This is a genomic window from Lysobacter enzymogenes (genome assembly GCF_017355525.1).
GTDB lineage: Bacteria > Pseudomonadota > Gammaproteobacteria > Xanthomonadales > Xanthomonadaceae > Lysobacter > Lysobacter enzymogenes_C.
In genome coordinates this window covers 3,978,748-3,993,437 of sequence record NZ_CP067395.1, presented here as the reverse complement: position 1 = coordinate 3,993,437, position 14,690 = coordinate 3,978,748, and the positions used below count along the sequence as shown (strand labels likewise).

The window sequence follows — 14,690 nt, the reverse complement described above, 5'->3', positions numbered from 1 at the left end:
CAAGGAGATCCACCATGCTGATCCGCAATCGCACCACGTACGCCGTCGCCGCCGCCCTGGTCGCCTCGCTGGCGCTGGCGGGCTGCAAGAAGAAGGAAGAGCCGGCTCCGCCGCCGCCGCCGCCGGCCGCCGAAACCCCGGCTCCTGCGCCCGCCCCGGCCCCGGCTCCGGTCGCTGCGACCGCGACCGTCGCCAGCCTCGACCTCGGCAGCGCCGTCGGCGCCGACAAGAAGGTCACCGCCGCGGCGACCACGTTCAAGCCGAAGGACACCATCCACGCGTCGGTGACCACCAACACCTCCGATCCGACCGCCACCGTGGCGACCAAGATCGGCGCCAAGTGGACCTACCAGGACGGCCAGACCGTCAAGGAAGATCCGGCGGTCGACGTGCAGGCCACCAACGGCGGCGTGACCGAGTTCAGCATCAACAGCCCGAAGGGCTTCCCGGAAGGCAAGTACAAGGTCGAGATCAGCCAGGACGGCAACGTCGTCCAGAGCAAGGATTTCGAAGTCAAGAAGTAAGCCTCTCTCCGCCTCAAGGGCGGGCAAGCCCGGGCGCGGCCTCACGGCCGCGCCCTTTTTTTGTTCGCGCGATGCGGCGGTTGCGGGACTCGCGTCGGCTTGCTGTAGGAGCGGCGCGAGCCGCGACCGCGAACCCGCAACCGCGGCGCCAGTGGCCATCGCGCGCGACCGCGCGCGCGGATGCGAACGGATCGAAAATTCGTCGTAAGCGCAGTGTCGCGGTCGCGGCTTGCGCCGCTCCTACAGGGGGCGATCGTGGCTTCAACCCGACGGGAATTCGCCGTCCAGATAAAGCCAGCGCCCGTCGACCCGCTCGAACCGGCTGAGCTCGTGCAGCCGCACCGCGCTGCCGCCGCCGACGCGGTAACGCGCGACGAATTCCACCGCCGCCGCGTCGCCGTCTTCGCGCGTGCGCTTGATCTCCAGGCCGAGCCAGCGCACCGCCGGGTCGAAATCGAGTTCGTCCGGGCAGGTCCGCGCCGCCCAGCTCGCGCGCAGGTACTCCAGGTCGCCGAGCGCATAGGCGCTGTAGCGCGAGCGCATCAGCGCCTGGGCGCTGGCCGCGGGCTGGCCGGCATGCGCGGGGCCGCAGCAGGCGGAATAACGGCGGGCCGGGTCGCAGGGGCAGGCGGCGGGGACGGGGATGCGGGCGCTCATGCGGGTATTTTCGCCGCGGCGACGCGCTTGCGACTACCATGCACGCCCCCGTTGCCCCCACGAGCGCCGCCATGAAAGCCCCCGCCTACCTCGACGACGAGCAGATCGAACGCCTGGCCGACCTGCTCGACCAGCGCGCCGTGCCGTACAAGGGCTTCAACCTGGAAGCGCTGGACGGCTACCTCTCGGCCCTGGTGGTCGGCCCCGACCAGCCGGCGCCGGCCGAGTGGCAGCCGGCGGTGTGGGGCGGCAAGGAGCCGCGCTGGAGCGACGAGGCCGAGGCCGCGCAGGTGCAGGCGCTGCTGATCGGCCACTGGAACATGGTCTCGGCGCGGGTCCGCCACGGCGACGACGACCTGCCCGACCACCTCGCCCCGCTGCTGTGGCTGCCGGAAGAACCCGACACCGAACAGCCCGACGAACTCGACGTCGGCCGCGACTGGGCGCTGGGCTTCTTCCGCGGCGTCGAACTGCGCGAAGCCACCTGGGAAACCTGGCTCGACGAGAACGACTGGATCGACGAGATCTTCGTCCTGTTCGACCGCCTCGCCAGCGGCGAAGTGCTCGGCGAGGACCCGGCCGCGCCGCCGACCCCGGTCAGCTACCGCGAGCGCCTGGAGATCGTCTCCGGCCTGCCCGGCATGCTCGCCGACCTGCAGCACCACCGCATCGACGCGCTGACCCCGCGCGAACCGCTGCGCCGCGCCGACACCCCGGACCGCAACGAACCGTGCCCGTGCGGCAGCGGCAAGAAGTACAAGAAGTGCTGCGGGGCCTGAGCGCCTGAACCGCGTCGCCCCTGGCGGTGGCGACCGGGTCGCGCTAGCGTGTGGCTCGGTTCAAGCAGCGCCAAGGAAGCGGCATGCGGCAATCGCGATTCTGGTTCGACTACGACCGGGCGGATCTGCGCCGGATCCGGCCGCTGAGGCTGACGCTGTACGCCGCACTCGCGCTCGGCGCGGTCGCCGGCTACTACGGACTCGAAGCGCCCAAGGCCTTCGACCGCCTCTGGACCGGCCTCGTCCTCGCCTTCCTGCCCGGCTATCTCGTCGGCTGCGCCGTGCAGTGGCTGCTGCGCCCGCAGCGCTTCGCCGAGCATGGCCGTATCATCGCGTGGCTCGGGCTGATCTCCGCGTTCACGAGCGCGGTCGGCGTGTCCGCGCTGCTGTAGCCGTTCGCACCCATTCCATCCCTTCACCGCCGCGACATTCGCCGGCCCATGTCCGACGCTGCCCACCCCTGCCTGCGCTGCGGCGCCTGCTGCGCCGCCTTCCGCGTCGCGTTCCACTGGAGCGAGACCGACGCGCACCCGCACGGCCTCACTCCATCGGCGCTGACCGAAACCCTGGACCCGCACCGCGTGGTCATGCGCGGCACCTACGGCGGCGCGCCGGTGCGTTGCGAACAACTGCGTGGCGACCTCGCGCGCGACGCGCACTGCGGCATCTATCCGTTGCGGCCTTCGCCGTGCCGCGAGGTCAGGCCCGCGTGGGAAGACGGCGCGCCGAGCGCGCAATGCGACCGCGCACGGGCCGTGCATGGGATGGCGCCGTTGACGCCGGGCGACTGGGCTGTCGCGGGCTGACAGGGACGAAGCGACTCGCGCCGAATCCGCGCGGATTCCCGCGCAGACGGCTCAGAGCACGTGCTTGGCGACGATGAACGCACCGATGCCGATGCAGACGACGCCCAGGACCACCGCCGGCCAACCGCGGACCTCCGTCGGCGGCTCGTCGAGCCGCGGCTCGCCGTTGCCGATGGTCCAGTGCAACGAGATGCTGCGGGTGAGGATCGCGCTGATGCCCAGGCCGGTGGAAATCAGGGCGGCTACGATCGCTAGGATCTTCATCATTGTTGCAATCCGAATCGCTGCGTACGAATGCGGGTACGTCGCTACTGCGACAGCATAAGGGATCGGCTCGATTCCAGCGTTGCCGGGCGACGCCCTGCATCGTTCGCGACGCAGGCCGAACCCTCACGCATCCACCGGCGGCAAGGCCGCGGCCAGCAACCGCTCGACCATCGCGCATTGCGCGCGGTCCCTGCGCAGACCGTAGCGCGGCGCTTGCGCCAACAGTTCGCGCCATCGGCGCAAGGCCTGCGGGTCGCGCTTCACGCCCGCGCGGTCGCGCGCCCAACGCGAGCGCAGACGCTTGAGTTCGTCGACCAGGCGCAAGCGCTGCGGCCAGCACTGCGGGCACAGGCAACGTTGTTGCGCGATGTAGGCCTTGCGTACTTCGTAAGTTTCGCGCTGTTGCTGCGCGCTGAACACGAATGCGTTGCGGCAATTGCGGCAGCTGAGCGTGCGATCGGAATAATGATCGCCGATCAGTTCGCAGGTCATCGAGCGGCGGCTGGCCTGCGACCACCGGGAGGTATCGACCGGCACCGGCGGATCGGGCCGCTTCTTCCTGCGTTTACGCACCGGAGATTTCCGACGGTACATGCGCCGCCTCACTCGTCCCGCGGCAAGCCGCAATGGCGGCACTGACGCGCGAACGGGAAGTAGATCAATGAGGTCATGAAATACGAACGTCCGCAGCGAGGACAAGGAAATCGCTGAAGCCGCATCCCGGCGAAGAAGGAACCCGCCAACCAAGTCAAGCCCAGTACGACGAATATTGCGCCGGCCGGGATCTGTGGGAAATGTGGAAGCACGCCGAACATCAGCAGCGCCAGGACCGCGAAGCCGCCGATCCAAACGCCGTAAAACCACAATCGGCGCGCGCGCCGGTCGCGCCACTGCCGGGCATAGATCGAATCCTGCGCCGCCATTGCCTCTGCCTCCGATGCCGCCGCGCCCGCGCCCGCGCCGGCCACGATAACAGGCCCTGCGGCCCGGCCCCGCAACACAGCGACCCACCGCGCACTTTGCCTCGCCTCCCCCGAACCGCGACAATGGCCGGCCGGCCCGTCGCGCCACCCGCGGGCCGCAGGAACCCTGCACCGTCCCATGCGCCTGCGCACGGGCGGCCCCACTGGAGATCGTAATGACCGAGTTCGTAGCGACGCCGCCCGCAGGCGGCGCCAAGATCACCAAGACCCCGACCGGCCTGAACGTGCCGGACCGCCCGATCATCCCGTTCATCGAAGGCGACGGCACCGGCCCCGACATCTGGCGCGCCTCGGTGCGCGTGCTCGATGCCGCGGTCGCCAAGGCTTACGGCGGCAAGAAGAAGATCGAGTGGCTGGAGGTCTATGCCGGCGAGAAGGCCAACAACACCTACGGCACCTGGCTGCCCGATGGCACCGTGCAAGCCTGTCGCGACTACTTGGTGAGCATCAAGGGCCCGCTGACCACGCCGGTCGGCGGCGGCATCCGCTCGCTCAACGTGGCCCTGCGCCAGATGCTCGACCTGTACGTCTGCCTGCGCCCGGTGCGCTGGTTCGAAGGCGTGCCCTCGCCGGTCAAGAAGCCGGGCGACGTCGACATGGTGATCTTCCGCGAGAACACCGAGGACATCTACGCCGGCATCGAATGGGCCGGCGGCAGCGCCGACTCGAAGAAGGTGCTGGACTTCCTGCAGAAGGAATTCCCGCAGGCGTTCGACAAGATCCGCTTCGGCACCCAGGCCAAGATCGACGCCTGGCAGGACGCGCTGGTCGAAGTCGGCGCGCCGCGCCGCGAGCTCGGCGTCGAGGTCGGCATCGGCATCAAGCCGGTGTCGTTCCTGGGCACCACCCGCCTGGTCCACGCGGCCATCGAATACGCGATCGAGAACAATCGCAAGTCGGTGACCCTGGTCCACAAGGGCAACATCATGAAGTACACCGAAGGCGGCTTCCGCGACTGGGGTTACCAGATCGCGCGCGAAGCCTTCGGCGCGGTCGAGCTCGACGGCGGCCCGTGGCACGTGATTCCGGAAGGCAAGCCCGGCGCGGGCCTGGTCATCAAGGACGCGATCGCCGACGCCTTCCTGCAGCAGATCCTGCTGCGTCCGAAGGAATACGACGTCAGCGCGACGCTGAACCTCAACGGCGACTACCTGTCCGACGCGCTCGCCGCGCAGGTCGGCGGCATCGGCATCGCGCCGGGCGCGAACATCAACTACGTGACCGGCCACGCCGTGTTCGAGGCGACCCACGGCACCGCGCCGAAGTACGCCGACCTGGACAAGGTCAACCCGGGTTCGGTGATCCTGTCGGGCGAGATGATGCTGCGTTATATGGGCTGGACCGAAGCCGCCGACGCGATCATCGCGGCGATGGACAAGGCCATCGGCTCCAAGCGCGTGACCTACGATTTCGCCCGTCTGATGGACGGCGCGACCGAGGTCAAGTGCTCGGAGTTCGCGGACGAGATCATCAAGCACCTCTGAGGCGCGACGCGCCGAAGTCGTTGAAGCACGGGGCGCTCAGGCGCCCCGTGTTTTTTTGGCGTTTCGATGCCTACCTGTAGGAGCGGCGCGAGCCGCGACCAACCGCAGCGGTGTTCGCAAGCGAGGTTTCCGAAGCCCCGATAGTCGGCATCTGCAAGCGTGGCCGATTGCCCGGGCTGCGGAAGCGGCGCTTTCGAACACCGCTGCGGTTGGTCGCGGCTCGCGCCGCTCCTACAAGGGGCCATCGCGACCACGCGGACGACGGCCGGCAGACCGGCCGCAGCCGGTTGCGCTAGGATCGCGGCAAGCCCCGCGCCCGCGCGGGCCGCCTTACCGCCTCACATCGGATGCGAGGTCGCCGCCATGCGTTGGTTGTTGACGATCGTGCTGCTCATGTCCTGGACCGGATCCGCCGCCGCGGCCGCGCCGTACGCGGTCAACTCGATCATGCTGCTGCAACCGCAGGAGGCGATGGCGCAGCGCGTCGACGGCGCCGAGGCGATGGCGGCCTACATCAAGGCGCTCAACGCCGCGGCGCAGGCGCATCTGCAACGGGCCGCGCCCGGCGCGCCCGCGTCGGGCTATGTGGTCGTCGCGGTGCGCGCCGACGGCGCGCGCAAGGTCTGGCTGGATTACACGCCGGCATTGCCGGCCGCGGTCGAAGGCCCGCTGCGCGCCGCGTTGGAGCGGGTCGCGCCGATGCATGTGCGCGAAGGCGCGGCGGTGTTCGCGATCAACGCCTCGCTGTGGGGCGGCGCGAGCGCCAGCGACGGTCCCTCGCCGGCGCAATGGCACCAGGCCGCCGCGCGCGCCGGCCGGCCGCTGGAAGTCGAAGAACTCGTGTTGCGGCTGTTCGACGGGCGATGAACGCCGCAGCCGACCTGCGCGGTTACCGCGTCTACGACGACGGCGCCGTCGAACAGCTGGGCCCGGTGCCGACCTCGCGCCTGGGCGAGTTGCTGGCGCAGGCGCAGGCGGCGCCGCCCGAGCGCGCGTACGGTATCGGCCTGTACCGCGACGAACGCGATTTTCTCGAAGCGCGGCCGCTCGGCCATGGCGCATTCGCGTTCCGCAGCGAACGCCTGGTTCGCGATTCCTTGCTCGCGCGCCTGGCGCAGCGCGGCGACGCGCTGAGTTTCAGCGTTTCCAGCGTCGAACAGGCGGTGGCGGCGTTCGTTTGTTACGCAGGCCTGGCGCGCGACGCGTTCGAGCGCAAGGCCGCGGATTTTCCCAAGGCCCGATGATGCCGTTCACTACGATGCTTGCTCTGCGACGTACTGGTTTTCAGGCCGTTGCCGGCTTGTCGCTCGCACTGCTGCTGGCCGCCTGCGCGCACGCGCCCGGCGCGGACGGCGGCCAAACGCTGACCGTGCTGCGCGTGGATCCGGCGCGCTTCGACGACCCGCAAGGCCGCGAACCCGCGCTGCGCAAGGACTGCGCGGCGTGGCGCCTGAATCCGCGGCAGGTGGCGGCATTGTTCGCCGCGAGCCGCGAATACCCCGACGGCACCCACGACGCGTTCTACTGGCTGCCGTGTTCGATCAGCGGCCGCCTGCGCGCGCAGGGACGCGAGTGGGACTTCGAGATCAACGCCGCGGCGACGGCGACCTGGACCGACGGAGCGGCCGTGCGCCGCTGGGGCTGCACGGCGAAAGCCTGCGAGCCGCTGGTGCTGCTGATGCCCGACGGCAACGCGCAGTAGCCGGCGCTTCCTGTAGGAGCGGCGCAAGCCGCGACCGCGAATCCGCAACCACGGCGCCTGCATCCGCGAGTCTTTCGCTCGCAGGGCGGTTTCGTCGTGGTTGCGGATTCGCGGTCGCGGCTTGCGCCGCTCCTACAGGAGGGCTATCGGCGCGTTACATGCGCCGTTTGCACTGCTCGAATTCGGCCTGGAGGGTCGACTTGAACGCGTCGTCGCTGCCGGATTCCATCTCGGCGTTGAGCCGGTTGAGATCGTGCTTGGCGGCGGCCGCGTCGGCGAAGCAGGGGCAGAAGCTCGCGATCTGCGCGGCGCTGAGCGAGGTGCGGCCTTGCAGCCGGCGTTCGCACGAAGCCAGGAACGCGGCGCGCGCCTGTTCCGGCGAAGCCGGTTCGGCGGCGGGCTTGACGCAGGCGGCCAGCGCGAGGACGAAAGCGCTCAGTGCGAGCGTGCGGCAAACCATCATGTGCAATCAACCGATAGCGATGAAACGGCCGCCGTAGCGGCCGCGCATAGTTCTTTTTGGATCCGGGCTGCGCGCGCCGCATCGGCGGGCGCAACCGCGGCGCCCGTATCCGGGCGCCCGGACGAGGCTCAGCGCACGTACGGCGCCGGCGCGTTCTCGACCTGCTTTTGCTTGATCGCCTCGATCTTGGCCTGCTCCTCCTCGGCGGTCATGCGGTGCTTCGGCGCGATGTTCGGCTCGATCAGGCGCAGCCAGTTGCGGGTGATCTGCTTGCTCTCGTCCTGGCAGCGCAGCGCGCGCGCCTCGGGCAGGCGGCCGCTGGTGACGATGCGCAGGTACTTGCCCGGATCGTGGCCGTAGATCATGCACTGCAGGTTGAAGAAGCGCTGCGCGCCGACCGAATGCTCGTCGGCGTAGCTGGCCATGTCGTGGTTGCCGCTGTCGGTCAGCAGGAAGAAGTTCGACGCCAGCTGCAGGTTCTGGGCGATGTCGCCCTCGCTCTCGTCGGCGCTGACCAGCGACAGCATCAAGGTGGTGGCGAGCTGGTCGACCGCGTCTTCCTCGCGCCCGGTCTGCGGCAGGTCGAGCATGTCGACCAGGGCGTGGCCGGTCTCGTGCAGCATCAGGAAGCGCAGGTTCGCCATCAGGTACTTGAGCTGGTCGCCGGTGCTGCCGCCGTTGGCCTGGGCGATCGCCGCGCCCTGGCGCACCAGCAGTTCCAGCATCTCGTAGCACAGCACCACGTCGCCCTTGTCGCGGGCGTAGAAGGCGTTGACGGTGCCGCACTCGGCGGTGATGAAGTTGATCGGCCGCGGCAGGGTCAGCCAGCCGTCGAGCTGATTGACCTCCGGCAGGTGGTGCAGGATGTCGATCTCGCTGGCCATGTTGTACATCGCCAGCAGGTCGGAATTGCGCGGCGAGACGTACTTGTAGGTGAAGTGGGTGCCGTCGGCCTTTTCTTCCTTCGGCGCTTCGGCCGCGACCGGCGCGGTCTCGGCCGGCAGGGCCGCATCGAGCGGCTTGGCCGCGGGCAGCGCGGCGGCGACGGGCGCCGGTGCGGGCGCGGCGGCCTGCTGCTTCTGCCAGGCGGTGTAGCCCCAGACCGAACAGACCGCGATCAGGGCCGCGGCCAGCACGCCGATGATGATCTTCTGAACCATTGGATGTGTCGCTCTCGTCAGGAAAGGCACGGGGCGCGAAGCCCCGGTTCGAGCGCAAGACGCGAGCGGCGAGCGGTGCCGGCGATGCCTTCCGGGCGGCGGGCGCCGCACCGGAGTTCCCCCATCGGGCCGGTCCGATCGGCGCGTATCAGCATCCCTGCACCGTCGCGGCGGATGGTAACCCGATGGTTTCGAGAAGTGCATCGGATTTTGCCGGTAATGACAGTAGGATCGTTGGCCGTATCGACCGAGCGGCCGCCGCGTCCATGACCTCGACCCGCATCAGCCTCGTTTCGCCCGCGCTCGCCACCGGCCGTTCTGCGCTGGCTGGGGGCGTGCGCGCGCTGTGGTTCATGGCCGCGGCGGTGGCGTTGCCGGCCTGGGCGCACTGGGAAACGGTGATCGGCGAAACGGACGTCGCAGTGCTGACGACGATGACGCCGGTGCGCTTTCTCACCGCGCTGACCCTCTTCGCCACGGTCTGCCTGTTGCTGACCGTGCTGCCGTGCGCGTTGCTGCTGCGCTGGCGGCAGCGCCGGCGCGGGCCGCGCCGCTACGACCGCGCGCTGGCGGCGGCGGCGATCGGCGCGGCCCTGCTGCTGGCGCTGCACACCAACCTGACCGTGTTCGCGCTGCACTACGGCAATACCTGGGCGCGCTGGGAACCGACCTTGGAACTGTTCCTGCCGTGGTGGCCGGCGATCTCGGCGTGCGTGGCGGCGATGGTGGCGCTGGAGATGCGGTGGCCGCGCGGGCGCTAGGCGGCGTGGGTTGATCGTGGGTTCGTCGGCGTTGCGTGGATGCGACGCGGCCGGCGGGCTGCGCGGTCGCAGCTTGCGCAGCTCCTACAGGGCGAGTCCGGCGCAGCTCAGCAGTCGTTGTTCTCGTAGTGGACCTTTTCCAGGGTCTCCTCCATCTCGCGGCGCTTCCTGGCCGGCGCCGGAGCCGGCTGGAAGCGCGCCGGCAGCACCCGCTCGCCGTCGGGGCTGATCCACTTGCCTTTCAGGCCATCGCCGTCGCGCACCAGCATCATCGCGCCGCTGACGCCGCTGCCGAGGTTGGATTCGACCAGGGCCAGGCGGCCCTTGCGATCGCTGTTGGCGTCCAGTTCCAGCCACTTGGACACGCCGTCGTAGCGATAGATCGCGGTGATCAGGCGCAAGTCGCCGCCGCACGGGGCCGGTTCGTCCTTGAGGTACATCGTCACCGCGCGTTCGCCGACGCGGCCGGTGTACAGGATCAGGCGGGTGTCGTCCTGGGCCAGCGCGGCGTGCGGCGCCAGCGCGGCCAGTATCAACGCGGCACATAAAATCGCCGGCGTCGGTGTCCGAAGCGTCATGACGGTTTCATCGGTAAGCGAATCCGCCGGCGAGCATGCCACAGCCGCACGCGCGCCGCCGTACACTGCGGCCATGTCCGCCGCCCCCGACGCTCTCGCCGAAGCGGTCGCCGTCGCCAGCCAGATCCGCGATGCGTTCGCCGACTACCACGCGCGCTTCGCCGCGATCACCCGGCGCGCGCAAGCGCGTTTCGAACGCTGCGACTGGAACGGCGCGCGCGACGACGCGGTCGAGCGCATCGCGCTGTACGACCTGTGCGTCGGCGAAGCCGGGCAGGCGCTGGAAGCGCGGCTCGGCGCGCGCGCGCGCGAACCGGCGCTGTGGGCGCGGGTGCGCGAGGCCTATGCCGGGATCGTCGCGCCGCTGCTCGACGGCGAGTTGTACAAGACTTTCTTCAACACGCTGACCCGGCGCTTCTTCAAGACCCGCGGCGTGGATCCGGCGCTGGAGTTCGTCGCCCTCGACATCGAGCCGACCGATGCGATCACCCATCCGGTGGCGCGGCACAGCTATGCGGTGTCCGGCGACCGCTTGGTCGAGACCTTCATGCGCGTGCTCGACGACTACCCGTTCGCCGTGCCCTACGCCCACCGCACCCGCTGCGCCGCCGGCATCGCGGTGCGCCTGCAGGAAGACCTGCAGCACTGGGGCCCGCATCCGGTGCGCGCGGTGGAGCTGCTGGATACGGTGTTCTATCGCGAGCGCCGCGCCTATCTGGTCGGGCGGGTGTTCGGCGAGCGCAGTTTCTCGCCGTGCGTGATCGCGCTGGTCAACGACGACGGCGCGCTGCGGGTCGATGCGGTGCTGACCTTGCGCGCCGAAGTCGTGCAGCTGTTCAGCTATTCGCGCAGCTATTTCCACGCCGACCTGCCGACCGTCGGCGATGCGGTGGTGTTCCTGCGCACCTTGCTGCCGGGCAAGCCGATCGACGAGCTCTACACCGTGCTCGGCCGCGCCAAGCAGGGCAAGACCGAGCGCTACCGCACCTTCTTCCGCCAGTTCGCCGCGCAGCCGGGCGAGCGCCTGATCCGCGCCGAAGGCGAGCGCGGCATGGTCATGGCGGTGTTCACCCTGCCGAGCTATCCGCTGGTGTTCAAGCTGATCCGCGACCGGTTCGCGTACCCGAAGGAAGTCGCGCGCGAGGACGTGGAAGCCAAGTACTCGCTGGTGTTCCACCACGACCGCGTCGGCCGGCTGGTCGACGCGCAGCCGTTCCGGTTCCTGCGCTTTCCGCGCGCGCGTTTCGCGCCGGATTTGCTCGACGAATTGCTGACCACTTGCGCCGGCAGCATCACCCTCGACGGCGAGGATCTGGTGCTGCACCTGTGCTACGTCGAGCGGCGGCTGCGGCCGCTGAACCTGTACGTGCGCGAGCAGACGCCCGAAGCCGCGCGCGCGGCGGTCATCGATTACGGGCAGGCGATCCGCGACCTGGCGCTGAGCAACATCTTTCCCGGCGACTTGTTGCTGAAGAACTTCGGCGTCTCGCGCCACGGGCGCGCGATCTTCTACGACTACGACGAGCTGTGTCTGGTCAGCGACTGCCGCTTCCGCGAGGTGCCGGCGCCGCGCAACCACGAGGACGAGATGGAAGCCGGCGCGTGGTTCTACGCCCACGGCAACGACGTCTTCCCGGAACAGTTCCCGCGCTTCCTCGGCCTGAGCCCGCCGCTGCTGGGCGCGCTGATGCACGCCCACGGCGAGATCTTCCAGGTGCAGTGGTGGCGGCAGGTGCAGGCCGGGCTCGCGGCCGGGCGGATCAACGACGTGGCGCCGTATCCGTCGGCGCGGCGGCTGCCGTAAGCGGCGCGCCGGGTGTTCGGCGAACGTCGCCGGCGCGCGGGCCGGAGTTCGTCCGGCTCCGGCGCAGCGCGCTCTGGCGCAGCGCGCTCTGGCGCAGCGGGTTCAGGCGCAGCGCGCGCCGTCGCAGCCGTCGGCGACGCGGGCGCTTTGCGCCGGCCACAGCCGCAGCCACCACTGGCGCCAGTCGAGCCGGCGCGCGGCTTGAGCCGGGCGCGAGGCGGCGACGAAGGCCGCGCGCTGCGGCGCGGGCGCCGGCGCGTCGTCGTCGGCATCGCGCGGATCGACGAAATGGCCGTGCAGGAACATCAGGTTCTTGTAGATATTCATGGCCTGGACTCCTCCGGAACCGGCTATGGCCGGGGCCTCGTGTGCGGGGGCCGGAGCCGGCCGGCGCGTGGGGGACGCCGTGCGGGCTGCGGACGAGGCTCAAGTTACGCTCGCCAAATCCGGCAAAAAAGCGATACGTTTGCAAGCCAGACTTGAGCCGGATCGAACGCTCGAACGCCACCGGGAACCGCCTCGATGAACCGTCCGCCGTTGCACGCCCTGCTGGGTTTCGCCACCGCCGCGCGCTTGAACAACCTGACCCGCGCCGCCGAGCAGATGCACCTCACCGTCAGCGCCTTGAGCCATCAGATACGCACCCTGGAACAGCGCCTGGGCCGGCGCCTGTTCGAACGCGGCCCGCGCGGTGTGCGCCTGACCGCCGACGGCGAGCGCCTGCTGTCGGTGGTGGCGCCGCACCTGGACGCGCTCGACCACGCCCTGCGCCCGTACAGCCCGCGCCGCGACGACGTGCTGACCCTGAGCCTGCTGGCGTCGATGGCCTCGGCCTGGCTGATGCCGCGGCTGGGCAGCTTCGTCGCGCGTTATCCCCAGCTCGAACTCAATCTGTTCTCGTCCGCGGCGCTGGTCGACTTCGACCGCGAGCCCGGCGTCGACGCGGCGATCCGCGGCGGCTACGGCCGCTGGCCGGGGCTGGTGATCGAGCACCTGTTCGACGAAACCCTGATTCCGGTGGCCAGCCCGGAGCTGGTCGAACGCATGGGCGGCCTGCCGGCGCAGGACGACCTGCACCGCTGGCCCTTGCTCGGCGACCTGTCGACGTACTGGCAGGACTGGTTCGACCGCTACGGCGGCAAGCCGCCGGCGCGCTACGTCGCCCACTTCGACGATTCCGAAACCATGCACCGCGCCGCGGTCGAGGGCCTGGGCGTGGCGCTGGGGCGGATGGCGCGCACGCGGCTGTTGATCCGCAACGGCCAGTTGGTGCCGCTGAGCCAGGGGCGGCTGAAGATCGACTGGGGGCATTACCTGGTGTATCCGCCGCGTTCGGTCGATCACGCCGGGCTGGAGTCGTTCCGCACCTGGCTGCATGAACAGGCGCGCGAGTATGTCGAGCAGATGGACGCCGACCTCGCCGCGCGCGGCCAGGCCGGCGCCGCGGCGCCGGCGCGCAAGCCGCGGGCGAAGCGCAGTTGAGTCGCGCTGCGGCGGCGCAGCACGCGCCGCAGCCGGCAGCGCCGGCACATTCGCGTTACAGCGCAGGCTGAACGCATGCGGTAGGCTGCGGCCTTCCGAACGTCACTGGAGTGGGTTGCATGGAACGTAAACACCTCGCCCGACTGCTGCTCGCCGCGCTGTTGCCCGCCGGCGCGGGCGCGGTCGCGCACGCTCAGGACAACAAGCCCGAGCCGGCGCCGGCCGCGGAGCAGGCCGCTGCGCAGCCGGCCGAAAAGCCCGCGCAGCCCGCCGCCGCCGAGGTCGAGAAGCCCGCCGCGGCAGCCGCCGAAAAGCCCGCGGCAGCGGCGGCCGAACAGCCGGCGAAGGCCGCGGAACAGCCCGCCGAAGCGAAGCCGGCCGAAGCGAAGCCGGCCGAAAAGCCGGCCGCCAAGCCGGCCGCGCACAAGCCCGCCGCGGCCGCCAACACCGGCAGCCCGCTCAAGAACGCGATCGCCGGCGCCTGGCGCGACCCGGGCAACGTCGCCCGCGACGCGTATCGCCATCCGCTGGAAACGCTGCAGTTCTTCGGCGTGCGCCCCGACCAGACCGTGGTCGAAATCACCCCGGGCGGCGGCTGGTACTCGGAAATCCTCGCCCCATACCTGCGCGAGAAGGGCCGCTACGTGGCCGCGGTGGTCGACCCCGACAGCCAGACCAAGGACAGCGCGCGCGCCTACTACTACAAGGCCAAGACCGGCCTGGAGAAGAAGTTCGCCGACGCGCCGCTGCAGTACGCCGCCGCCGTCGTCGCCGCCTACGACCCGTTCAAGCCCGCGTTCGGCCCGCCGGCCTCGGCCGATGTGGTGCTGACCTTCCGCAACGTGCACAACTGGCGCAGCGCCGGCCAGGCCGAGGTGATGTTCAAGGGCTTCTTCGACGTGCTCAAGCCCGGCGGCACCCTCGGCGTGGTCGAGCACCGCGCCAAGGCCGACGTGCCGGCCGAGGACAAGAGCGGTTATGTCGGCACGGCGCAGGTGATCGCGATGGCCGAAGCGGCCGGCTTCAAGCTCGAGGGCAAGAGCGAGATCAACGCCAATCCGCGCGACACCAAGGACTACCCGAACGGCGTGTGGACGCTGCCGCCGACCAACCAGCACGATGCGGCGGACGACGCCAAGTACAAGGCGATCGGCGAAAGCGACCGGATGACCTTGCGCTTCCGCAAGCCGCGCTGATCGTTGCGCGGTATCGGCATTGACCGGCAGGCCCGTCGCGATTG

Annotated in this window: 20 protein-coding genes; 12 read left to right on the top strand and 8 right to left on the bottom strand. The window is 70.0% G+C overall.

Annotated features, from left to right (window positions below):
* Positions 1-14: 14 nt before the first annotated feature.
* Positions 15-524, top strand: coding sequence for a hypothetical protein (locus tag JHW38_RS16815; protein WP_207522476.1), 510 nt, complete (start codon positions 15-17; stop codon positions 522-524).
* Between the two features lie 261 nt (positions 525-785).
* Here the strand turns inward: JHW38_RS16815 and JHW38_RS16810 are convergent, their stop codons facing one another.
* On the bottom strand, positions 786-1,181 hold the full coding sequence (locus JHW38_RS16810; protein ID WP_207522475.1) for a YchJ family protein: 396 nt from the start codon (positions 1,179-1,181) through the stop codon (positions 786-788).
* A gap of 71 nt (positions 1,182-1,252) precedes the next feature.
* On the opposite strand from JHW38_RS16810, the gene JHW38_RS16805 reads away from it, so the two are divergent.
* The 3 genes from JHW38_RS16805 (at position 1,253) to JHW38_RS16795 (ending at position 2,766) form a co-directional block, all read left to right on the top strand.
* Positions 1,253-1,960 carry a UPF0149 family protein gene (locus tag JHW38_RS16805; RefSeq protein WP_207522474.1) on the top strand — a complete coding sequence of 236 codons (708 nt, stop codon included), beginning with the start codon at positions 1,253-1,255 and terminating at the stop codon, positions 1,958-1,960.
* Between the two features lie 83 nt (positions 1,961-2,043).
* Positions 2,044-2,352: a hypothetical protein gene (locus tag JHW38_RS16800; RefSeq protein WP_207522473.1), complete on the top strand. Its 309-nt coding sequence runs from the start codon at positions 2,044-2,046 to the stop codon at positions 2,350-2,352.
* A gap of 48 nt (positions 2,353-2,400) precedes the next feature.
* Positions 2,401-2,766 carry a YkgJ family cysteine cluster protein gene (locus tag JHW38_RS16795; RefSeq protein ID WP_207522472.1) on the top strand — a complete coding sequence of 122 codons (366 nt, stop codon included), beginning with the start codon at positions 2,401-2,403 and terminating at the stop codon, positions 2,764-2,766.
* 51 nt (positions 2,767-2,817) lie between these two features.
* On the opposite strand, the gene JHW38_RS16790 is transcribed toward JHW38_RS16795, so the two are convergent.
* From JHW38_RS16790 to JHW38_RS16780, 3 genes are all read right to left on the bottom strand, one after another.
* Positions 2,818-3,033, bottom strand: coding sequence for a hypothetical protein (locus tag JHW38_RS16790; protein WP_207522471.1), 216 nt, complete (start codon positions 3,031-3,033; stop codon positions 2,818-2,820).
* Between the two features lie 123 nt (positions 3,034-3,156).
* On the bottom strand, positions 3,157-3,606 hold the full coding sequence (locus tag JHW38_RS16785; RefSeq protein WP_207522470.1) for a zinc-ribbon domain containing protein: 450 nt from the start codon (positions 3,604-3,606) through the stop codon (positions 3,157-3,159).
* Positions 3,607-3,635: 29 nt separating this feature from the next.
* On the bottom strand, positions 3,636-3,956 hold the full coding sequence (locus JHW38_RS16780) for a hypothetical protein (protein ID WP_207522469.1): 321 nt from the start codon (positions 3,954-3,956) through the stop codon (positions 3,636-3,638).
* A 215-nt stretch (positions 3,957-4,171) separates the two neighbouring features.
* On the opposite strand from JHW38_RS16780, the gene icd reads away from it, so the two are divergent.
* From icd to JHW38_RS16760, 4 genes are all read left to right on the top strand, one after another.
* Positions 4,172-5,500, top strand: a complete 1,329-nt coding sequence (icd, locus tag JHW38_RS16775) for an isocitrate dehydrogenase (NADP(+)) (RefSeq protein ID WP_207522468.1) — start codon at positions 4,172-4,174, stop codon at positions 5,498-5,500.
* A 363-nt stretch (positions 5,501-5,863) separates the two neighbouring features.
* A complete protein-coding gene (locus tag JHW38_RS16770; protein ID WP_207522467.1) occupies positions 5,864-6,367 on the top strand; it encodes a hypothetical protein in 504 nt (167 codons plus the stop codon).
* Positions 6,364-6,744, top strand: a complete 381-nt coding sequence (locus JHW38_RS16765) for a hypothetical protein (protein WP_207522466.1) — start codon at positions 6,364-6,366, stop codon at positions 6,742-6,744. Before JHW38_RS16770 ends, JHW38_RS16765 begins: the two co-directional genes overlap by 4 nt.
* A gap of 56 nt (positions 6,745-6,800) precedes the next feature.
* Positions 6,801-7,202, top strand: a complete 402-nt coding sequence (locus tag JHW38_RS16760; RefSeq protein WP_207522465.1) for a hypothetical protein — start codon at positions 6,801-6,803, stop codon at positions 7,200-7,202.
* A 154-nt stretch (positions 7,203-7,356) separates the two neighbouring features.
* Here the strand turns inward: JHW38_RS16760 and JHW38_RS16755 are convergent, their stop codons facing one another.
* A complete protein-coding gene (locus JHW38_RS16755; RefSeq protein WP_207522464.1) occupies positions 7,357-7,665 on the bottom strand; it encodes a hypothetical protein in 309 nt (102 codons plus the stop codon).
* A gap of 128 nt (positions 7,666-7,793) precedes the next feature.
* A complete protein-coding gene (locus JHW38_RS16750; protein ID WP_207522463.1) occupies positions 7,794-8,825 on the bottom strand; it encodes a DUF4344 domain-containing metallopeptidase in 1,032 nt (343 codons plus the stop codon).
* Between JHW38_RS16750 and JHW38_RS16745 the strand changes: the two genes are divergently transcribed.
* On the top strand, positions 8,825-9,586 hold the full coding sequence (locus JHW38_RS16745) for a hypothetical protein (protein WP_207522462.1): 762 nt from the start codon (positions 8,825-8,827) through the stop codon (positions 9,584-9,586). The two genes, JHW38_RS16750 and JHW38_RS16745, sit on opposite strands and share 1 nt — an antisense overlap.
* A 107-nt stretch (positions 9,587-9,693) precedes the next feature.
* On the opposite strand, the gene JHW38_RS16740 is transcribed toward JHW38_RS16745, so the two are convergent.
* Positions 9,694-10,164, bottom strand: a complete 471-nt coding sequence (locus tag JHW38_RS16740) for a hypothetical protein (RefSeq protein ID WP_207522461.1) — start codon at positions 10,162-10,164, stop codon at positions 9,694-9,696.
* Positions 10,165-10,237: 73 nt separating this feature from the next.
* Between JHW38_RS16740 and aceK the strand changes: the two genes are divergently transcribed.
* Entirely contained in the window at positions 10,238-11,968 is a 1,731-nt protein-coding gene (gene aceK, locus JHW38_RS16735; RefSeq protein ID WP_207522460.1) for a bifunctional isocitrate dehydrogenase kinase/phosphatase, read from the top strand.
* Between the two features lie 102 nt (positions 11,969-12,070).
* On the opposite strand, the gene JHW38_RS16730 is transcribed toward aceK, so the two are convergent.
* The gene (locus tag JHW38_RS16730; RefSeq protein WP_207522459.1) at positions 12,071-12,295 is read right to left on the bottom strand and encodes a hypothetical protein; all 225 of its coding nucleotides are present in this window, start codon (positions 12,293-12,295) and stop codon (positions 12,071-12,073) included.
* 195 nt (positions 12,296-12,490) lie between these two features.
* On the opposite strand from JHW38_RS16730, the gene JHW38_RS16725 reads away from it, so the two are divergent.
* Together JHW38_RS16725 and JHW38_RS16720 are read left to right on the top strand one after the other, a co-directional pair.
* Positions 12,491-13,450: a LysR substrate-binding domain-containing protein gene (locus JHW38_RS16725; RefSeq protein ID WP_207522458.1), complete on the top strand. Its 960-nt coding sequence runs from the start codon at positions 12,491-12,493 to the stop codon at positions 13,448-13,450.
* A 119-nt stretch (positions 13,451-13,569) separates the two neighbouring features.
* The gene (locus JHW38_RS16720) at positions 13,570-14,646 is read left to right on the top strand and encodes a class I SAM-dependent methyltransferase (RefSeq protein ID WP_242690969.1); all 1,077 of its coding nucleotides are present in this window, start codon (positions 13,570-13,572) and stop codon (positions 14,644-14,646) included.
* Positions 14,647-14,690 lie beyond the last annotated feature (44 nt).

Bases quoted from the DNA above. Each gene is read 5' to 3' on its own strand.
- JHW38_RS16815 (WP_207522476.1), top strand. From the start codon at position 15: ATGCTGATCCGCAATCGCACCACGTACGCCGTCGCCGCCGCCCTGGTC.
- JHW38_RS16810 (WP_207522475.1), bottom strand. From the start codon at position 1,181: ATGAGCGCCCGCATCCCCGTCCCCGCCGCCTGCCCCTGCGACCCGGCC.
- JHW38_RS16805 (WP_207522474.1), top strand. From the start codon at position 1,253: ATGAAAGCCCCCGCCTACCTCGACGACGAGCAGATCGAACGCCTGGCC.
- JHW38_RS16800 (WP_207522473.1), top strand. From the start codon at position 2,044: ATGCGGCAATCGCGATTCTGGTTCGACTACGACCGGGCGGATCTGCGC.
- JHW38_RS16795 (WP_207522472.1), top strand. From the start codon at position 2,401: ATGTCCGACGCTGCCCACCCCTGCCTGCGCTGCGGCGCCTGCTGCGCC.
- JHW38_RS16790 (WP_207522471.1), bottom strand. From the start codon at position 3,033: ATGATGAAGATCCTAGCGATCGTAGCCGCCCTGATTTCCACCGGCCTG.
- JHW38_RS16780 (WP_207522469.1), bottom strand. From the start codon at position 3,956: ATGGCGGCGCAGGATTCGATCTATGCCCGGCAGTGGCGCGACCGGCGC.
- icd (WP_207522468.1), top strand. From the start codon at position 4,172: ATGACCGAGTTCGTAGCGACGCCGCCCGCAGGCGGCGCCAAGATCACC.
- JHW38_RS16770 (WP_207522467.1), top strand. From the start codon at position 5,864: ATGCGTTGGTTGTTGACGATCGTGCTGCTCATGTCCTGGACCGGATCC.
- JHW38_RS16765 (WP_207522466.1), top strand. From the start codon at position 6,364: ATGAACGCCGCAGCCGACCTGCGCGGTTACCGCGTCTACGACGACGGC.
- JHW38_RS16755 (WP_207522464.1), bottom strand. From the start codon at position 7,665: ATGATGGTTTGCCGCACGCTCGCACTGAGCGCTTTCGTCCTCGCGCTG.
- JHW38_RS16750 (WP_207522463.1), bottom strand. From the start codon at position 8,825: ATGGTTCAGAAGATCATCATCGGCGTGCTGGCCGCGGCCCTGATCGCG.
- JHW38_RS16740 (WP_207522461.1), bottom strand. From the start codon at position 10,164: ATGACGCTTCGGACACCGACGCCGGCGATTTTATGTGCCGCGTTGATA.
- aceK (WP_207522460.1), top strand. From the start codon at position 10,238: ATGTCCGCCGCCCCCGACGCTCTCGCCGAAGCGGTCGCCGTCGCCAGC.
- JHW38_RS16730 (WP_207522459.1), bottom strand. From the start codon at position 12,295: ATGAATATCTACAAGAACCTGATGTTCCTGCACGGCCATTTCGTCGAT.
- JHW38_RS16725 (WP_207522458.1), top strand. From the start codon at position 12,491: ATGAACCGTCCGCCGTTGCACGCCCTGCTGGGTTTCGCCACCGCCGCG.
- JHW38_RS16720 (WP_242690969.1), top strand. From the start codon at position 13,570: ATGGAACGTAAACACCTCGCCCGACTGCTGCTCGCCGCGCTGTTGCCC.